The organism is Streptomyces sp. NBC_01474 (assembly GCF_035918215.1).
GTDB lineage: Bacteria > Actinomycetota > Actinomycetes > Streptomycetales > Streptomycetaceae > Streptomyces > Streptomyces aureus.
The window spans coordinates 9,862,435-9,880,869 of the sequence record NZ_CP109449.1; the positions used below are offsets into that span (position 1 = coordinate 9,862,435).

Here is an 18,435-nt window from a genome sequence, read left to right on the forward strand (position 1 = left end):
TGCGTCGTCCGGTCGGCGCAGGGACTGCAGGCCCAAAGGGCCTGCCTGGGGGGAGGAACGGGTCATGAGAGTCAGCGTCTTGGGGCTCGGCTACGTGGGCTGCGTGTCGGCCGCGTGCCTGGCGAGCCTTGGTCATGAGGTCATCGGGGTGGATGTGAACCAGGCGAAGGTCGACCTGGTCAATGAAGGCAAGGCCCCGGTGGTCGAGGAGCGCATCGGCGAGCTCATCGCCGAGGTCGTCGGGACCGGAGCGCTACGCGCCACTGGCGACGTCCGCGAGGCGGTCATGGGCAGTGAGGTGTCGCTGGTCTGCGTGGGCACACCGTCGGAGCCCAACGGCAGCCTGTGCACCACGTACTTGGAGCGCGTCACCGAGCAGATCGGTGCCGCGCTGGCCGAACGGGGCGGGCGGCACACCATCGTGTTCCGCAGCACCATGCTCCCCGGTACCTGCATGAACCTGCTGGTACCGATCCTGGAGAAGTACGTCGGCGGCACGGCGGGGGCGGACTTCGGGGTCGCGGTCAACCCGGAGTTCCTGCGTGAGGGCACGAGCGTGCGGGACTTCTTCGACCCGCCCAAGACCGTCATCGGCGAGCTCGACCCGGCAAGCGGCGACGCGGTTGCGGCGCTGTACGACGGGTTGCCCGGTGAGGTGTTCCGGGTGCCGGTGCCGACGGCCGAGGCGATCAAGTATGCGGACAACGCGTTCCACGGCCTCAAGATCGGCTTCGCGAACGAGCTGGGTGCGGTGTGCCAGGCGCTGGGGGTGGACTCGCACCAGGTGATGGACGTGTTCCTGGCGGACCGCAAGCTGAACATCAGTCCCGCCTATCTGCGGCCCGGCTTCGCCTTCGGCGGCTCTTGCCTGCCCAAGGACCTGCGCAGCCTGGTGTACGCGGCGCAGCGGGCAGACGTCTCGGTGCCCATCCTCACGCACGTGCTGCCCTCCAACTCCGCACATCTGCAGCGGGCGGTGGACCTGGTCGAGCGCACCGGCAAGCGCCGGGTGGGACTGTTCGGGTTGTCCTTCAAGCCCGGCACCGACGACCTCCGCGAGAGCCCGCTCGTCGAGCTGGCGGAGCGGCTCTTCGGCAAGGGCTACGACCTGAAGATCTACGACGCCAACGTGAGCCTCTCCCGGCTGATCGGCGCGAACCGCGAGTACATCGAGACCCGGCTGCCGCACCTCGCGCAGCTCCTCGCGGACTCCGTCGACGAGGTGCTCGAGCACGCCGAGGTGTGTCTGGTCGGGACCGGGGATCCGGCCGTGCTGGCGGCGCTCCCCCATGGTGACGGCCCGGTGATCGTCGATCTCATCCGCATTCCCGACGCCGAGGCGCGCCGGGCCGAATCGGGGTACGTGGGCCTTGCTTGGTGACACATCGTTCGATGACACAGCCGGCGGTGAGCGGTCGAACCGGCGCGCGCTGATCCTGGTGGAGAACCTGTCGGTGCCGTTCGACCGGCGGGTGTGGCAGGAGTGCACGACGCTGCGCGACGCGGGCTGGAAGGTGCACGTCATCTGTCCCCAGGGCAGTACACGGGACACCGAGCCGGAGGCGGAGATCGATGGGGTGCGGATCCACCGCTACCCGTTGCGCGCGGCCACCGGAGGGCCGGCCGGCTACCTGCGGGAGTACGGCTCGGCGTTGTGGCACACGGTCCGGCTGGCCCGCAAGGTCGGCCCGGTCGACGTGGTCCACGCCTGCAACCCGCCCGACCTGCTGTTCCTGCCGGCACTGTGGCTGAAGCGGCGCGGCGCGCGGTTCGTCTTCGACCAGCACGATCTGGTACCCGAGCTGTACCTCTCCCGGTTCGACCGTGGCGAGGATCTGCTCTACCGCGCCGTGTGCGCGCTGGAACGGCTGACCTATCGGGCCGCGGACGTCGTGCTCGCCACGAACGAGAGCTACCGGGACGTCGCGATGCTTCGTGGCGGTCGGCGGCCTGAGGACGTCTTCGTGGTGCGCAGTGCACCCGCGATCGAGCGGTTCCAACCGGTGCCGCCCGAGCCGGAGTTGAAGCGCGGCAAGCCTCATCTGCTGTGCTACCTCGGTGTCATGGGTCCGCAGGACGGCGTCGACTACGCCTTGCGCGCCCTCGCCAAGCTGCGCGACGAGTTCGGGCGGACCGACTGGCATGCGGTGTTCGTCGGAGCCGGGGACGCCTTCGACGCGATGGTGGAGCTGTCCCGGCGGCTCGGGCTGAGTGAGCAGGTGCAGTTCACCGGACGCATTCCGGACGCCGACCTGGTGCGCTACCTGTCCACTGCGGACGTGTGCCTTTCCCCCGACCCGCGCAATCCGCTCAACGACGTGTCGACCATGAACAAGGTCCTGGAGTACATGGCCATGAGTCGGCCGATCGTCTCGTTCGACCTTCGGGAGGCGCGCGTCTCCGCCGGCGACGCCGCGGTGTACGCGCCCGCCAACGACGAGGCTGCGTTCGCCGAGCTCATCGCGCTGCTCCTCGACGATCCGGAGAAGCGGGCCCGGATGGGCAAGATCGGCCAGGAGCGGATCAGCGGGCAGCTCTCCTGGCAGAACTCGCAAGCGTCGCTGCTCGCCGCCTACGCCGCTGCGTTCCGTGACCACACTCCGGTGTCGGCGGGCGCCCCGGTCCGGGCACGGGGGAGGCGGCGGCCTTGAACGACGACACGATACGTCTGGTCACGCTCGGGCGGATTCTCCGTCGGCGCTGGCGGCTTCTCGCCGTCCTCACCGTGGTGGGCGCGCTCGTCGGCTACGGCGCCTCGGTGCTGTTCCCGCCGCGGTACACGGCGTCGGCATCGGTACTGCTGCCTGGGCAGTGGGAAGAGCGCGAGCTCCTGACTCAGGTGGACCTCGCGACCAGTTCGTCGGTGGTCGACCGTGCGGCTGCCGACCTCGGCTGGAGAGGCGTCAGCGGCAGCGACCTGCAGGACCGAGTGAGCGCCAAGGCAGCCGACGGGAACATCATCAAGATCTCGGGTACGGCCGACACCCCCCGGCGCGCGCAGCAGTTCTCCGACCGGATGGCCCAGGAATTCGTCAGTTACGCCGCGCGGATCGCGGGGGGCGGTACCGACCCCGACCCGGCTACGGGGACCGAGGCGCTGCGGAAGAAGGTGGCGGAGACCGACCGCCGCATCACCGACCTGGCCAACGCGGCCGATCCCGGGCAGACCGTGGAGAGCGTGCAGGCCCGCACCGAACTCGAGAAGCTGCGCACCTCGCTGGAGGAGGCCATGCAGAAGCTGGAAGAGGCCGACCCGGCGACCGACAAGGCCGGCATGGTCGTCATGGGCCCGGCGGCCCGGCCGACCGGCGAGGTGCCACCGACGAGGACGCAGCTCATCGTCGCCGGGGCGTTGCTGTTCTTCCTGCTCGCGGTCATCGGCCATCTCGTCGCCGCACGGGTGAATCGCCGACTGCGCACCGAACCGGAGATCGAGGCGGCGCTGGGCTCGGTGCTGCTCGGCACCGTCGACGTACCTGGTGAACGGCTCGCGCACCGGCCGCGAGACCGTGGCCGACGGGCCCGTATCCGCAGACTCCTTGGCGCCGACACCCGGTGGGACGCACCGACCCCGCGGACGTCCGGCGACGAGGCCGGCAGGCGGATCCGCTACCGGCGGGTGTGCGCTCGCCTCCGGGACCAGCTGCCGGCCCCCGGGCGACTGCTGGTTGTCGTACCCGACGGTGACGAGATCGCCCGCCGGGCCGCCGGGCAGCTCGTCACCGAGGCCAAGAGTGATCCGGTGCTGCGGGTGGTGGAGGTCTCGGTGGACCGGCCGACCGTGCCGGACCGCGACACCGAGTCCGGTGCCCTGGTCGTCCTCAGCGCGGGCAGCTGGACGGCAGAGGAGCTCGCCGGCATCGCCGAGGCGTGCGCGGACGGCAGGCACGAGGTCGTCGGCATCGTCGTCGCCGGCATGGTCCGGGCCCGTCCGACGCGGTCTGCCGGCCATCCTCCGGATGCCGCCACTGTGGCCCTCGCGGTTCACGGCCACGCGACGGGAGGTTCAGCGTGACGACGAGCACGACTTCGGAGTCGTCGGCAGCCGCTCCGCTCTTCGACCTGCAAGCGCTGGTGGTGGCGGTGCGCAGGCGCCGCCGCATTTGGTGCTCCCTGGCGCTCGTGGGGCTGCTGGTCGGCGCCGCGGTGGCGGTCCTGCGGCCGGCGCCACCGAGCGCGGTGGCCAAGGTGCTGGTCGCGCATCAGGAGGACCAGCCGAACGACACCGGAACACTGATCCGCACCGACGTGGAGCTGTTGCGGACCACGCGGATCGCCGACCAGGCCCTGCAGTCCCTCAAGTCCCCGGAGAAGCCGGAAGACTTCATGCGGGACTACCGGGGGACCGGCTTGACCAACAATCTGCTGCAGATCGAAGTGACAGGTGACAGCGACGCGCAGGCGGTGGCCCGGGCCAAGGCGCTGGCCGATGCGTTCGTCGCGGACCACGTGAGGCGGATGCAGGAAGCCGCGAAGGCCGAGTCCAAGGCCCTGGCCGACCAGCGTGACCGCATGCGGGGCGAACTCGCCCAGGTCAACAAGGAGATCGGAGACCGATCGCCGGAGAGCGACCCGAAGGCGTCGGCGAGCATGGAGTCGCTCTTCGCCCGCCGGGCCGAGCTCAACTCACGGATCGCCGATTTCGACCAGCGCGCCGAGGAAGCGCGCACCGGCACACCCAAGGTCATCGCCGGCACGCAGATCGTCGACGCCCCGCGCGCCGTGCACCACTCACTGCCCATCGCCGTTGCCACGAGCGCCGCGATCGGGCTCGTCCTCGGGCTCGTCCTCGGGCTCGCGTTGGCCGCGGTCGGCACGGTGGTGGCGGACCGCCCCGTGCTGCGCCGGGACATCGCGGCGAACCTGGGCGCCTCGGTCATCACGGAGCTTCCCGGCAGGTCCGGCAGGCGGTGGCAGCGCCGACGGACCCGGGTGACACGCGAACGGCTCACCGCGACCCTTGCCCGTACCGTGCGCGACTGCGCAGAGCCGGTGTCGCTGCTGGAACTGGGCTGTGCGCGCAGCACGAGCGTGATCGCCGTGGACCTCGCCAGGGCACTGGCGGCGGACGGGCCAGTGGTCGTCATCGATGGTCTGCCCGGTCCCCAGCTCGCAGGCCGCCGCCCGAAGCCAGGAGACCCGGCCGTGGTCAGCGGCGAGCGTGCCGAGGCCGTGCCGCATCAGGAGCGCCGGCTCGGCGTCGGCTCGGTCGCGCCCGGCACCGCGTGGACCGACCTCCAGTACCTCGGCACCCAGACCGTGCTCGTCGTGCGGGCCGGGCACGGCAGCACCGCATGGCTGCACACCGTGGCGCGGCAACTCGCGGACCAGCGTATTGCGGTGATCGGTGTGGTGCTGATCGACCCCGATCCGCGTGACCGGACCGACGGCACCCTGTGGGACGGGCTGCACACCGCGCTGCGCGGCCGCAGCGAGCGGCCGGCCGCACAGAACGGGACGGGCCGGCGGCGCAGGGACCGGTTGCCGGTGTGGGCGGCAGGGGTCCCGGACAACGACCAGGAGGCGCGGTAAGACATGTGTGGCATCGCAGGCACGTACCGATGGCCGGACGGGAAGGTCGTGACCGACCGGCTCACCGATACCCTCGCCCACCGCGGTCCGGACGGGGCGGGCCGGTACAGCCACCCCGTCGGTGACGGCGAAGTGCACCTCGGGCACCGCCGGCTGGCCATCATCGACCTGTCCGAGACCGGCGCCCAGCCGATGGTCAAGGACGGTCTCGTCCTCACGTACAACGGCGAGCTGTACAACGCGCCCGAGTTGCGCGGCGAACTGTCAGCCGCCGGGGTGCGCTTTCGCGGTACCTCCGACACCGAGGTGCTCCTTGAGGCCTGGCGTCGCTGGGGCACGGACTGCCTGCACCGGCTGCGGGGCATGTTCGCGTTCGGGATCTTCGACGAGCGCACCGGTGAACTGGTGCTCGTCCGTGACCAGTTGGGCATCAAGCCGCTGTTCCTGCTCCGGCGCGGCGAAGGCCTGGTGTTCGCCTCCGAGCTCAAGGCGCTCGCCGTCGCGACCGGCGGGTCGCTGGAGGTGGACCATGGGGCCCTCGTGGCCTCGCTGCTGTACTACTGGGTGCCGGACTCACGGTGCGCGTTCCGCGAAGCGGAGAAGCTGCCGCCGGGGAGCTGGCTGAGGTGCCGGCCCGACGGCCGGGTGGAGCGCGGCCGGTTCTGGCACCTGAAGGACGTCGCCGCCGAGGGCCGGGAGCGGGCCCGGGCCGGTGAGCGGCCGGACCTCGCTGCCATCGTCGAGGAGTCGACCCGGCAGCACATGCTCTCCGACGTGCCCGTGGCGACGTTCCTCTCCGGCGGCCTCGACTCCAGCTACCTGACCGCGCTGGCGGCCCGCGACCAACCCGGGATCTCCGCTTACACGATCGGGTTCCGCGCCGAGGACGCCAGGTTCGAGGCGATGCCTGACGACCTGCGCTATGCCCGGCAGGTGGCCGAGCGGTTCGGCGTCGACCTGCATGAGATCGAGATCGCTCCGAATGTGCTCGACCTGCTGCCGCAGATGACGTACCACCTGGACGAGCCGATCGGCGACCCCGCCGCGATCAACACGTTCCTGATCTGCTCGGCCGCCCGCGAGGCCGGGGTCAAGGTGATGCTCTCGGGAATGGGCGCCGACGAGCTGTTCGCCGGGTACCGCAAGCACCTGGCCAACCTGCTCGCGCTGCGCTACCAGCGCGTCCCGCGACCCCTGCGGCGCGGCTTGTCCGGGGCCGTGAACCGGCTGCCGGTCGCCACGGCCCGCCGGGGGTACCGGTCGGTGCGCTTCGCGAAGCGGTTCCTCTCCTTCGCCGATCTGCCGGAGGAGACCGCCTTCCGGCGCAGCTACACCATGTACGACCAGGACGAGCTGCTCGCCCTGGTCGATCCGGACCTGGCCGGGACGGTCGAGGACGTGCTGACCGAGCACGCCGACATCTACCAGGACAACGACCTCGACGACTTCGTCAACCGCATGTGCCTGGGCGACGCCCGGATGTTCCTGCCCGGCTTGAATCTCGCCTACACGGACCGGTCGAGCATGGCCGCCTCGACCGAGGTGCGGGTGCCGTACGTGGACGTCGAGGTGGTCAAGGCGGCGTTCGCCGTGCCAGGCGACCGCAAGATCGTCGGACGGCAGGGCAAGGCCGTCCTCAAGGAGGCGGCCACCTCGGTCCTGCCCCGGGAGATCGTGTACCGGCCGAAGGGCCTGTTCAGCGCCCCGCTGCGCGCCTGGATGAGCCGGGACCTGGCACCGCTGGTGCGCGAGGTGGTGAACGACGGCGTGCTCGTGAGTTCAGGGCTCCTGCGCCGCGACGCGCTGGCGCGCATGGTCGCCGAGGACGCCGCCGGGCAGCGGGACTTCTCCAAGCATCTGTGGCATGTGCTGACGCTCGAGTACTGGTATCGCGGCGCGACCTCCGGGTCCGGCCGGAGCGCTCGCCTTTCGGCGTAGAAGACGACGTAGAAACAAGGGGACTTCGGGTGAAGCAGGTTGTGCAGAACTACAAGAGCGGCGAGCTGGCGGTGCTCGACGTGCCGGTGCCGGGCTGCAAGCCGGGCGGTGTGCTGGTCCGCACCGCCTACTCGCTGATATCCACCGGAACCGAGCTCATGAAGGTGTCCGAGGCCGGCATGTCGATGCTGGGCAAGGCCCGCTCCCGGCCGGACCAGGTGGCCAAGGTCGTGCAGAGCGTGGCCACCAACGGGGTGCCCGCCACCTACCGCAAGGTGATGGGCAAGCTGGACTCCTACACGCCGCTGGGCTACTCCCTGTGCGGGGTGGTCGAGCAGGTCGGCCACGGGATCGACGACGTGGCGGTCGGCGACGTCGTGGCCTGCGCAGGCAACGAGCACGCGTTGCACGCCGAGCTGAACTGGGTGCCGAAGAACCTCTACGCCCGGGTGCCGGACGGCCTCGCGTCGCGGCACGCGGCCTTCGGCACCGTCGGCTCGATCGCCATGCAGGGCGTCCGCCGCGGCGAGCCGCAACTCGGCGAAGTGGCACTGGTCATCGGCCTCGGGCTGATCGGGCAGCTGGTGGTGCAGCTTCTTGTCGCCTCCGGAGTCCGCGTCGTCGGGGTCGATCCCGACCCGACGCGCTGCGAACTCGCCGAGCGCCTGGGCGCCGCGGCCTGCGGCGACCCCGCGTCCGCGGCCGTGGAAGCTGCCGTCGCCGAACTCACCGACGGTCACGGCGTGGACCAGGTGTACCTGGCCGCCGGCGGCGGCAGCAACCAGCCCGTCGAGCTGGCCGCCCGGCTCTGCCGGGACCGCGGCCGGGTCGTCGACATCGGCAAGTGCCGCCTGGACCTGCCGTGGAACGCGTACTACGAGAAAGAGCTCGACGTCCGGTTCTCGCGCAGTTACGGCCCCGGGCGCTACGACCCGTCGTACGAGCTCGAGGGGCGGGACTACCCGATCGGCTACGTGCGCTGGACCGAGCGCCGCAACCTGGCCTGCTTCCTCGATCTCCTCGTCCGCGGCAGCGTCGACGTGGAGCCCCTGGTCTCCCACATCGCCGACTTCGATGACGCCGTCGAGACGTACCAGAGCCTGAAGGACGGCGGCCTGAAGGCTGTGGCCGTGCTGTTCCGGTACCCCGAACACGCAGGGGAGGCGGAGGCCCCGGCGGTGGCCGTGCCCGCGGTCAAGCCGCGCAGCAGCGGCGTGCCCACCCCCGCCTGGTCCGCCAAGGCGCCGGTACGCCTCGCGTTCGTCGGCGCGGGAAACTACGCGACGTCGATGCTGCTGCCGCACCTGGCCCAGCGCGACGGCGTCGCGTTGTCGACAGTCGTCACCACGACGGCGCTGTCCGCGGCCAACGCGCAGCGGAAGTTCGGCTTCGCCGAGGCGACCACCGATCTCGACGCCGTGCTCGGCGACAAGTCCATCGACGCGGTGTTCGTGGTCACCCGGCACAGCTCGCACGCCGAGCTGACCCGCAGGGCACTCCTTGCCGGCAAGGCCGTTTTCGTGGAGAAGCCCCTGGCCCTCACCGAGGACGACCTGGCAGGCGTGCTCGCGGCGGTGGAGGAGTCCGGCAACGACCGGCTGCAGGTGGGCTTCAATCGCCGGTTCGCGCCGTTGCTGAACGAGGCCAAGAAGCGGTTCGGCGCCCTGACCGGTCCGGCGAACCTGCGCTACCTGGTCAACGCGGGCCGGCTGCAGCACGGCAGCTGGTACCTCCAACAGGGCACCGAGGGCTCACGGTTCGCCGGCGAGGGCGGGCACTTCATCGACACCGCGAGCTGGCTGCTGGAGGCCGACCCGGTCTCGGTGTACGCGGTCGCCACGTCCGACAACGAGGACCTGCAGGTCGTGCTGCGCTACCCGGACGGGTCCACCGCCACCATCAGCTACGTCACCACCGGCGCGCCCGGCTTCCCCAAAGAGACGCTGGACCTTGTCGCGGACGGCAAGGTGCTGCGGCTCGACGACTTCGTCCGCGCCTCGGTCTACGGCCCCAAGCGGTGGGTCAGTTCGCGGTTGCCCAAAGCTCGGGACAAGGGCCAGAACGCCGAGCTGGCCGCGTTCATCAAGGCTGTGCGGACCGGCGGGCCGATGCCGGTGCCGTTGGAGTCGCTGGTCGCCACCACGGCGGCCACTCTCGCCGTGCAGGCCGGCCTCGCCGGCGGTGCGCCGGTGACATTGGCGAGGACGCGATGACCATGAGCGCGGGCTGGTACCTGCGACGCCTTTCCCGGATGGGACCGCGGGAGGTCGGCGGCCGGGCGGGCGACGCGGTGCGCAGGCGGCGGTGGCGGTCGGCACGGCCCAACTGCCCGAGCGTGACCGGCGCCCGGTTCACCGCGGTACTGCCCGCCGGGACGATCGCCTCAGTACCTCCGGACGCCGTGAAACGTCTCGTCGCCGAGGCGGACCGGCTGATGTACGGGCACGTCCAGTACTTCGGGGTGGTGCGCGACGACCTGACCGACCCGGACTGGTGGTGCGACCCGAAGACCGGGCGCCGGGCTCCGTGGGGCTACGCCTTCGACGTGCCGTACCGGAACGAGGACACGGTCGGGGACATCAAGCAGATCTGGGAGCTGTCCCGGCACCAGTACCTCACCGTGCTCGCCGCCGCCTACGCGATCACCGGGAACGAGCGGTACGCCGAGCGTGTTGCCGAGCACCTGCGGTCGTGGTGGGCGGCCAACCCACCGCTGCGCGGTGTGCACTGGATCAGCGGTATCGAGCTCGGCATCCGGCTGCTGTCCTGGGTGTGGATCCGCCGGTTGCTCGACGGCTGGCCCGGCGTGGCCGGCCTGTTCGAGGACAACTCGGTGGCCCTGAACCAGATCTGGCACCACCAGCGCTGGCTGGCCGCCTTCCCCAGCCGGGGATCCTCGGCGAACAACCACGTCATCGCCGAGGCCGCCGGGCAGTTCGCCGCGGCCTGCGCGTTCGGGTGGTTCCCCTCCTCGGAGCGTTGGCGAGCCGACGCGCTGAGGTCGCTGGAGCGGCACCTGCGCGGCAACACCTTCGCCTCCGGCCTCAACCGTGAGCTGGCCACCGAGTATCACGGACTTGTTCTGGAGCTCGGCCTGGCCGCGGTGGCCGAGGCGGATGCCGCAGGCGTGCCGGTCCCCGCGTCGATCCGGCTGGTACTGCTGCGGATGACCGACGCGCTCGCGGCGATCGTGGACAACCGGCTACGGCCGCCGCGCCAGGGGGACGCGGACGACGGTCACGGGCTGGTCGTGGACGGCGCGGGCACCGACCGCTGGGGCTCGCTCCTTGCCACCGGGGACGCCGTGTTCGGCCGGCTCGCCTGGTGGCCGGCGGTGACCGGCACCGATGTGCGCACCCGGCTGCTGGCCTCGCTCATCAAACCCACTGAACCCTCCTTGACGCGCCCGGCAAGCCGACCGGCCCACTTCGCCGATGCGGGTATGACCATCCTGCGCGGCCCGGAAGAGATCTGGTGCCGCTGCGACGGTGGTCCGCACGGCTTCCTGTCCATCGCCGCGCACGCCCACGCGGACGCCCTGTCCGTGGAGGTCCGGCACGACGGGGTCGACGTGCTCGCCGACCCGGGAACTTACTGCTACCACGGGCAACCCGAGTGGCGGCAGTACTTCCGGTCGACCCTCGGCCACAACACCCTGCAACTGGACGGCGAGGACCAGTCCGTCTCCGGCGGCCCGTTCCTGTGGACGCGGCATGCCGACAGCCGCGTCCTGACCGCAACAGCAGACACCTCCGAGGAGGGCGTGGCCCGCTGGTGCGCCGAGCACGACGGCTACCAGGGTTCCGTACACCGTCGTCGAGTGGAACTGACGCATGCGAGCCAGGAATTGAAGGTGGTCGACGAGGTGCGCGGCCCACGCCGGGATGTGCGCCTGGCGTTCCACCTCGGCCCGGCGATCGCCGCGGACCTGGCGGGGAGCCGGGCGATGCTCACGTGGATCCGGGACGGCGAGGGGCGCTCCGCGACGCTCGACCTGCCCGAGCAGCTGAGCTGGCGGGCACATCACGGCGAGAGCGACCCGCCGCTGGGCTGGTACTCCGCCGGCTTCGGGCGCAAGGAACCCACCACCACGCTGGTCGGCACCGGCTTCGCCGACGGCGCGGAGGGGTTCACCACCGTGCTCAGGTTCCGCGGCCAGGGGGCGCGGTGAAGAACAAGAGGCGGCACTGGGCGTTGGCGGCGGCACCGCTGGCGCTGGCCTTGCTGGCGACGACCGGCTGTGAGAGCACGCCGGGGGACAAGGCTGAGTCGAAGGCCGCGCCGTCCGCATCCGCCGCGTCCGCGGCCCGATCCGTGGCCCGGGTGTGCGCCAGGCCCGCGGCCGGGCCGGCGAAGGCGCCGGCGGACGCGGTGACGGTCGACCCCGCGAAGGTCGGTGACCTCGCGGCGAAGACCAAGAACAGCCCCCCGAATACCACGTTCTGGCTCCGACCGGGCAAGCACCGGCTCGACCCGGACCGCTACGCCCAGGTCATCCCCAAGGAGGGGGACCGCTACCTCGGTGCGCCGGGCGCGGTGCTCGACGGCCGGAAGAAGAACCAGTACGCGTTCGGCGGCACGGCTCGCAACGTCACCATCCGCTACCTGACCGTTCAACGCTTCGTGGCGCCGCCCGACGAGGGCGTGGTCAACCACGACTCGGCCGACGGGTGGGTGATCGAGCACGCGACGATCCAGGACAACTCCGGTGCCGGGCTCATGGCCGGTGCCCGCCAGCAGATCCGCGCCAGTTGCCTGCGCGACAACGGTCAGTACGGCATGAACGCGTACAAGGGCGGCGGCGCCCTCCGCGACCTGGTGGTCGAGGGCAACGAGATCGTGGGCAACAACACCGGCGACTGGGAGCGGCGCAAGGAGGGCTGCGGCTGCACCGGAGGCATCAAGTTCTGGGCTGTCAACGGCGCCGACGTACGCGGCAACTGGGTGCACGACAACCGCGGAACGGGATTGTGGGCGGACACCAACAACAACGACTTCCGCATCGAGAACAACGTGCTCGAGGCCAACGACGGCGCCGCGCTGATCTACGAGACCAGCTACAACGCGGTCATCCGGAACAACACCATTCGGCGGAACAACTGGGTCGAGGGCCGCAGAGAAGCCGAAAAGGGCGACACCTTCCCGTACGCGACCGTCTACCTGTCCGAGTCCGGCGGCGAACCACGGGTCAAAGCCCGCACCGACAAGATCGAGATCTACCGGAACGTGCTGGAGAACAACTGGTCGGGGATCACCCTGTGGGAGAACGCCGACCGGTTCTGCAACAGCCCGGCCAACACCTCGTCCGGTGACTGCACATTGCTGGTCCGCAAGACCGACCGCTGCGCGAAGCCGGCGATCGCCCAAGCACCGCTCTACGCCGACTGCCGGTGGAAGACCCAGCGGGTGGACATCCACGACAACCGCTTCGTGCTGGACAAGTCCGTCCTCAAGTGCAGGGTGAAGTGCGACCGCATGGCCGTCCTCGCCAACTACGGCACGTATCCGGACTGGTCGCCCTACCAGGGCAAGCGGGTGGCTGACGCGATCACCACCGAGCAGCACAACCGCTGGCACGACAACGTCTACCTCGGGCCATGGCAGTTCGTCGCCCACGACCCGAGCCAGGTGCTCGATTTCGGGCAGTGGCAAGGCACGCCGTACCAGCAGGACGCGGGCAGCACCCTCGACCCACGGGCCGGTGGTTGAGATGGGCGGAGACCTGCGGCGCGGCGCGCTGCCGGGCGGACCGGACGCGGCGGACACGCAGCCCGGCGCCGAACGACGCCCGGCCGGCCCACCGAAGCTCGTCGGGACCATCTGGGGGTTGCTGGTCCTCAACACCCTCGGCTCCGCCGGGGCCGAGACCATCGTCCCCCTGCCCCGCTCCCTCATCCAGATGGTCACCATGGGCGCGCTGGTCGCCGCGTTCGCGCTGGCTCTCGCACTCAATCTCCGGCTGCGCATCCGAGGCAGCGCCTTCGTGTTCCTGCTCACCCTGCTGCTGGTGCCGAGCGTGATCTCCAGCGTGGACCTGGAGTCCGGGTTCGGCGCGCTGTTCCGCTGTGCGCGGCTGGCTCTCTTCATCGGCACGCTGTGGCTGCTCAGCCGCTGGTGGGACGGCGGCCTGACATTCGTACGGCACCACATCCGGATGTACTTCGCGGTGCTCGGGTCGGTGGCCGCAGGCCTGGTCGTCTCACCGGGCGCCGCCCTGCCCGACCTCTACGGCGGACGCCTTGTCGGCGCGTTGTGGCCGCTCACCCCGCCGCAGATCGGCCAGTACGCCGCAGTGATCATCGGGCTCACCGTGCTGCTCGTACTCGGACGCCGCACCGACAGGGTCAGCGCGGCGGTGGTCATCGTGCCGTCACTCGTCCTGCTCGCGCTGACCCATACACGTACGGCCACGCTCGGCCTGGTCATCGGCCTGGTGCTGGCGATCGGCTCGCTCCTGCTGACCAGCGCCGCAGCCCGGCGGTTCTTCACCTGGGCCGTGCTGTGCGCCGTGGTGGCCGCGGTGGGGTTCGCCTCCGCGCTCCAGACGTGGTTCCTGCGCGGACAGAGCCAGGAGAACTTTTCCAACCTCACCGGTCGGGCCAAGGTCTGGGACGCCCTGCTGGCAGCGCCCCGGACGACCATGGAGCAACTGTTCGGCGTGGGCCTGGGCGACAAGTCGTTCGGTGGGCTGCCGATCGACAACAGCTGGCTGGCCGTTTACCAGGAGCAGGGTCTGACCGGCGTCGCGTTGGTGGCGGCGATCATCATCGTGTTGGGCGGCGTCGCGTTGCTAAGGCCACCGTCGCTGCAGAGGGCCTGCGCGATCTTCCTGATCAGCTACTGCGCGATCGCGTCGTACACCGAGGCCGGGCTCGGCGACGCCTCGCCGTACCTGCTGCATCTGGCCGTGGCTGCCTCACTGCTGGCGGCACCTGCCGCGGCAACCGCGCTCCCCACGCCCACAGCGCCTCGACGACGCATCCCACGATGGGCCCGGAGAGCGGAGGTGATCTGACCATGCACGTCCTCGTGGTGCACAACTACTACGCCTCGGCGCAGCCGAGCGGGGAGAACAAGGTCGTCGACCAGGAGGTGGAGCTGCTGCGCGCGGCCGGCCACCGGGTCGAGGTGTTCGAGCGACGCAGCGACACCATCGCTGCCCGGTCCCTGCCGGGCAAGGTCGCGGTGCCGCTCCTCGTGCCGTGGAACCCGGCGGTCCGCAAGGAACTCGCCGCCCGCCTTCACACCGATCGGCCGGACGTGGTCCACGTCCACAACGTCTTCCCGCTCCTGTCGCCCGCGGTCCTCGCCGCCTGCGCCGACGCCGGCGTGCCCGCCGTCGCCACGCTGCACAACTACACCCAGGTCTGTCCGCCCGGCACGCTGCAGCGGGACGGCCGGCCGTGCACCGAATGCGTCGGGACGGCACCGCTGCCCGCCGTCCGGCACGGCTGCTACCGGAGTTCCCGTCTGGCGACGGTGCCGCTCGCGGTCAGCCTGTCGGTCAACCGGCGGCGGTGGTGGTCCGGCCTGGAGCGGTTCCTGTGCATCTCCGCGGCACAGCGCGACGTCCTGGTGCGGGCCGGCATGCCCGCCGAGCGGCTGGCGGTGAAGCACAACTTCGTGCCCGACCCGGACGCCCGCCGCTCGGACACCGGTGAGCATCTGCTCTATCTCGGCCGGCTCGCGGAGGCCAAGGGAGTGCGGCTGCTCATGGCCGCGTGGGACGAGTTGGCTGCGGACGGCGGTGTGGGCGTGCCGCTCGTGATCGCCGGCACGGGACCGCTGGAGCAGGAGGTGACCGCCTGGGCGGCGGGCCGGGACGACGTGCGCTACGTCGGCCTGTACGACACGGCCGAGTGTCAGAAGGCCATCGCGCGGTCGGTCGCCGTGGTGGCTCCTTCGACGTGGCTCGAGGCGTTCGGTCTGGTGGTCGTGGAGGCGATGGCGGCCGGGGTGCCGACCGTCGCCGCCGGTCACGGCGCCTTCGTCGAACTCGTCGAGGACGGCGTGACCGGGCTGCTGCACCGGCCGGGCGAGCACGCCTCGCTCGCGTCCTGCATACGCCGGATCGCGGCCGAACCGGACCGCAACCGGGAGATGGGCCAGGCGGCCCGTCGCCGTTACGAGCTGGGTTTCAGTCCGGCCGTGGGCCTGGAGCGCCTGGTGGAGGAGTACCGCACCGCGATCGCGGTGCGGTCCGGCGGCGGGGACAACCCGCCGCCGACAGGAAACGGAAACGCTGACTCGCGGCGGGGGGCCCGCGCGAGCAGGGGGGATGGGGACAGTAGATGACACGATGCCGACTGTGCGGCTCGGCGACGCTGGCGAGCGTCGTCGATCTGGGGGCGACCCCGCCGTGCGAGAGCTTTCTCGCCGCGGACCAACTGGACAAGCCGGAACAGGCGTACCCGCTGCACCTGCAGGTGTGCACCGACTGCTGGCTCGCGCAGATACCGCCGCTGATCACGCCGGAGGAGACATTCAGCGAGTACGCGTACTTCTCCTCCTTCTCGACCTCCTGGGTGGAGCACGCGCGCACGTTCGTCGCCGACGCCGTACAGCGGGTGGGGCTCGGCCCTGACGCTTTCGTGGTCGAGGTCGCGAGTAACGACGGATACCTGTTGAGGCACGTCGTGGACCGGGGGATCCGCTGCCTCGGCATCGAGCCGTCGGTGAACGTCGGCGCAGCGGCGCGGGACGCGGGCGTGCCCACGCTCACGGAGTTCCTGAGCCCGGACACCGGCTCGGCCGTCCGCACCGAGCACGGCCCGGCCGACCTGGTCGTGGCCAACAACGTGTACGCGCACATCCCCGACGTGGTCGGGTTCACCGAGGGGCTGCGCGCTCTGGTGGCCGACGACGGCTGGGTCTCCATCGAGGTGCAGCACCTGCTGACCCTGATCGAGGAGAACCAGTACGACACGATCTACCACGAGCACTTCCAGTACTACACGGTCGCGTCCGCGATCCGGGCCCTCGCGAGCGGCGGACTCACGCTCGTGGACGTCGAGTTGCTGCCCACGCACGGCGGCTCCATCCGGCTGTGGGCCCGGCCGACCGAGGTGGCCGGCGAGCCGACCGAGCAGGTGGCCGACGTCCTCGACCGGGAGAAGGCCGCCGGGCTGCAGGAGCTGTCCGGGTACACCGAGTTCTCCGCCCGGGTGGCCAAGGTGCGCCGGGACCTCCTGAAGTTCCTCATCGAGGCCGCAGAGCGCGGCGAGACAGTCGTCGGCTACGGCGCCCCGGGCAAGGGCAACACCCTGCTCAACCACTGCGGCATCCGGCCCGACCTGCTCGCGTACACGGTCGACCGCAACCCGTACAAGCACGGCAGGTTCACCCCGGGCACCCGCATCCCGATCCTGCCGCCCGAGCAGATAGCCGCCGACAAGCCGGACTTCGTCCTCGTCCTCCCGTGGAACCTGCGGGCCGAGCTGGTCGAGCAGCTGTCCTTCGTGCACGACTGGGGCGGCCGCCTCGTCTTTCCCATCCCGGAACTGAGCATTGTCGAGGGCACATCATGAAGGTCGTACTGTTCTGCGGCGGTTACGGGATGCGGATGCGCAGCGGCGCCGACGACGACGTGCCCAAGCCGATGGCGATGGTCGGCCCGCGACCGCTGATCTGGCATGTCATGCGCTACTACGCGCACTTCGGGCACACCGAGTTCATCCTGTGCCTCGGGTACGGGGCGAGTCACATCAAGAACTTCTTCCTCAACTACGAGGAGACGACGTCCAACGACTTCGTGCTGCGGGGCGGGCGGACCGAGCTGCTGTCCACCGACATCGCGGACTGGACGATCACGTTCGCGCAGACCGGCATCGAGTCACCGATCGGGGAGCGGCTGCGCCGGGTGCGGCACCATCTGGACGGCGACGAGATGTTCCTCGCCAACTACGCCGACGTACTCACCGACGCCCCACTGCCTCAGATGATCGACCGGTTCGCCCGGCGTGATGCCGGTGCGTCGATGATGGTGGTCCCGCCGCAGTCCTCATTCCACTGCGTGGACCTGGGCGAGGACGGCCTGGTGGGGGGCATCACCGCGGTGAGCGACATGCCGCTGTGGGAGAACGGCGGCTACTTCGTGCTCCGCCAGGAGGTCTTCGACCACATACCGGAGAACGGGGACCTGGTCGCCGACGGTTGCGCCCAACTGGCAAAGCAGGGCCGCCTCGTGGCGCACCAGCACCGCGGCTTCTGGAAGCCGACCGACACCGTCAAGGAGCGCGCCGCGCTCGACGACGCCTACGCCCGGGGTGACCGCCCGTGGGCCGTATGGGAACGGGACGGCGCGGGGGTGAGCGCGTGATACGGCTCAGCGCCGGGCGCCTGGACCGGATCGTCACGGTGGGCGCGCACTGCGACGACATCGCCATCGGCGCCGGCGGCACGCTCCTGACGCTGTGCCTCGCGCGGCCGGGTGTCCGCGTCGACGCACTGGTGCTCTCCGGTGGCGGCAGCGAGCGGGAGCAGGAGGAACGGGCCGCGCTCGCCGCCTTCTGCCCGGGCGCCGACCTGCGCCTTACCGTGCTCAAACTGCCGGACGGCCGGATGCCCGCGCACTGGGACGAGGCCAAGGCCGCGGTCGAGGAGCTGCGCGGGCAGACCGACCCGGATCTGGTGCTGGCGCCGCGTACCGATGACGCGCACCAGGATCACCGCGCCCTGGCGCAGCTGCTGCCCACCGCATTCCGCGACCACCTCGTGCTCGGCTACGAGATCGTCAAGTGGGACGGCGACCTCGGCCGCCCTGCGGCGTACCAGCCGCTCTCGCCGGAGATCGCCGAACAGAAGGTGCGGCTGCTGCAGGAGCACTACCCCTCGCAGCGGCACCGGCCCTGGTACGACCGGGAGGCCTTCCTCGGGCTTGCGCGGATCCGCGGCATCGAATGCCACGCGCGCTACGCCGAGGCGTTCGCCGTCACCAAACTCACTCTCGACCTGGGGGATTGAACC

The 18,435-nt window shown here is 70.8% G+C and carries 13 protein-coding genes; all 13 read left to right on the forward strand.

Annotated features, from left to right (window positions below; all coding sequences use genetic code 11):
- The first annotated feature begins 64 nt into the window (after positions 1 to 64).
- Genes OG758_RS45155 through OG758_RS45215 form a run of 13 tightly spaced genes read left to right on the forward strand, consistent with a single transcriptional unit; the run spans position 65 to position 18,432 of the window.
- A complete protein-coding gene (locus tag OG758_RS45155; protein ID WP_326715233.1) occupies positions 65 to 1,381 on the forward strand; it encodes a nucleotide sugar dehydrogenase in 1,317 nt (438 codons plus the stop codon).
- On the forward strand, positions 1,371 to 2,651 hold the full coding sequence (locus OG758_RS45160; RefSeq protein ID WP_326715234.1) for a glycosyltransferase family 4 protein: 1,281 nt from the start codon (positions 1,371 to 1,373) through the stop codon (positions 2,649 to 2,651). Before OG758_RS45155 ends, OG758_RS45160 begins: the two co-directional genes overlap by 11 nt.
- Complete coding sequence (locus OG758_RS45165) at positions 2,648 to 4,015, forward strand: Wzz/FepE/Etk N-terminal domain-containing protein (protein WP_326715235.1); 1,368 nt, start codon at positions 2,648 to 2,650, stop codon at positions 4,013 to 4,015. Before OG758_RS45160 ends, OG758_RS45165 begins: the two co-directional genes overlap by 4 nt.
- Complete coding sequence (locus OG758_RS45170; protein WP_326715236.1) at positions 4,012 to 5,532, forward strand: Wzz/FepE/Etk N-terminal domain-containing protein; 1,521 nt, start codon at positions 4,012 to 4,014, stop codon at positions 5,530 to 5,532. The genes OG758_RS45165 and OG758_RS45170 overlap by 4 nt, the downstream gene beginning before the upstream one ends.
- 3 nt (positions 5,533 to 5,535) lie before the next feature.
- Positions 5,536 to 7,470: an asparagine synthase (glutamine-hydrolyzing) gene (asnB, locus tag OG758_RS45175; RefSeq protein WP_326715237.1), complete on the forward strand. Its 1,935-nt coding sequence runs from the start codon at positions 5,536 to 5,538 to the stop codon at positions 7,468 to 7,470.
- 29 nt (positions 7,471 to 7,499) lie between these two features.
- On the forward strand, positions 7,500 to 9,683 hold the full coding sequence (locus tag OG758_RS45180) for a bi-domain-containing oxidoreductase (protein WP_326715238.1): 2,184 nt from the start codon (positions 7,500 to 7,502) through the stop codon (positions 9,681 to 9,683).
- Positions 9,680 to 11,641 carry an alginate lyase family protein gene (locus tag OG758_RS45185; RefSeq protein WP_326715239.1) on the forward strand — a complete coding sequence of 654 codons (1,962 nt, stop codon included), beginning with the start codon at positions 9,680 to 9,682 and terminating at the stop codon, positions 11,639 to 11,641. Before OG758_RS45180 ends, OG758_RS45185 begins: the two co-directional genes overlap by 4 nt.
- Entirely contained in the window at positions 11,638 to 13,179 is a 1,542-nt protein-coding gene (locus tag OG758_RS45190; RefSeq protein WP_326715240.1) for a right-handed parallel beta-helix repeat-containing protein, read from the forward strand. Before OG758_RS45185 ends, OG758_RS45190 begins: the two co-directional genes overlap by 4 nt.
- A 1-nt stretch (position 13,180) precedes the next feature.
- Positions 13,181 to 14,485: an O-antigen ligase domain-containing protein gene (locus tag OG758_RS45195; protein ID WP_326715241.1), complete on the forward strand. Its 1,305-nt coding sequence runs from the start codon at positions 13,181 to 13,183 to the stop codon at positions 14,483 to 14,485.
- A 2-nt stretch (positions 14,486 to 14,487) separates the two neighbouring features.
- A complete protein-coding gene (locus OG758_RS45200; RefSeq protein ID WP_326715242.1) occupies positions 14,488 to 15,765 on the forward strand; it encodes a glycosyltransferase in 1,278 nt (425 codons plus the stop codon).
- The gene (locus OG758_RS45205) at positions 15,762 to 16,997 is read left to right on the forward strand and encodes a class I SAM-dependent methyltransferase (protein ID WP_326715243.1); all 1,236 of its coding nucleotides are present in this window, start codon (positions 15,762 to 15,764) and stop codon (positions 16,995 to 16,997) included. Before OG758_RS45200 ends, OG758_RS45205 begins: the two co-directional genes overlap by 4 nt.
- Complete coding sequence (locus OG758_RS45210) at positions 16,994 to 17,788, forward strand: glucose-1-phosphate cytidylyltransferase (RefSeq protein ID WP_326715244.1); 795 nt, start codon at positions 16,994 to 16,996, stop codon at positions 17,786 to 17,788. The genes OG758_RS45205 and OG758_RS45210 overlap by 4 nt, the downstream gene beginning before the upstream one ends.
- Positions 17,785 to 18,432 (forward strand): PIG-L deacetylase family protein, encoded by a 648-nt coding sequence (locus OG758_RS45215; RefSeq protein ID WP_326715245.1) that lies wholly within the window; start codon positions 17,785 to 17,787, stop codon positions 18,430 to 18,432. Before OG758_RS45210 ends, OG758_RS45215 begins: the two co-directional genes overlap by 4 nt.
- Positions 18,433 to 18,435 lie beyond the last annotated feature (3 nt).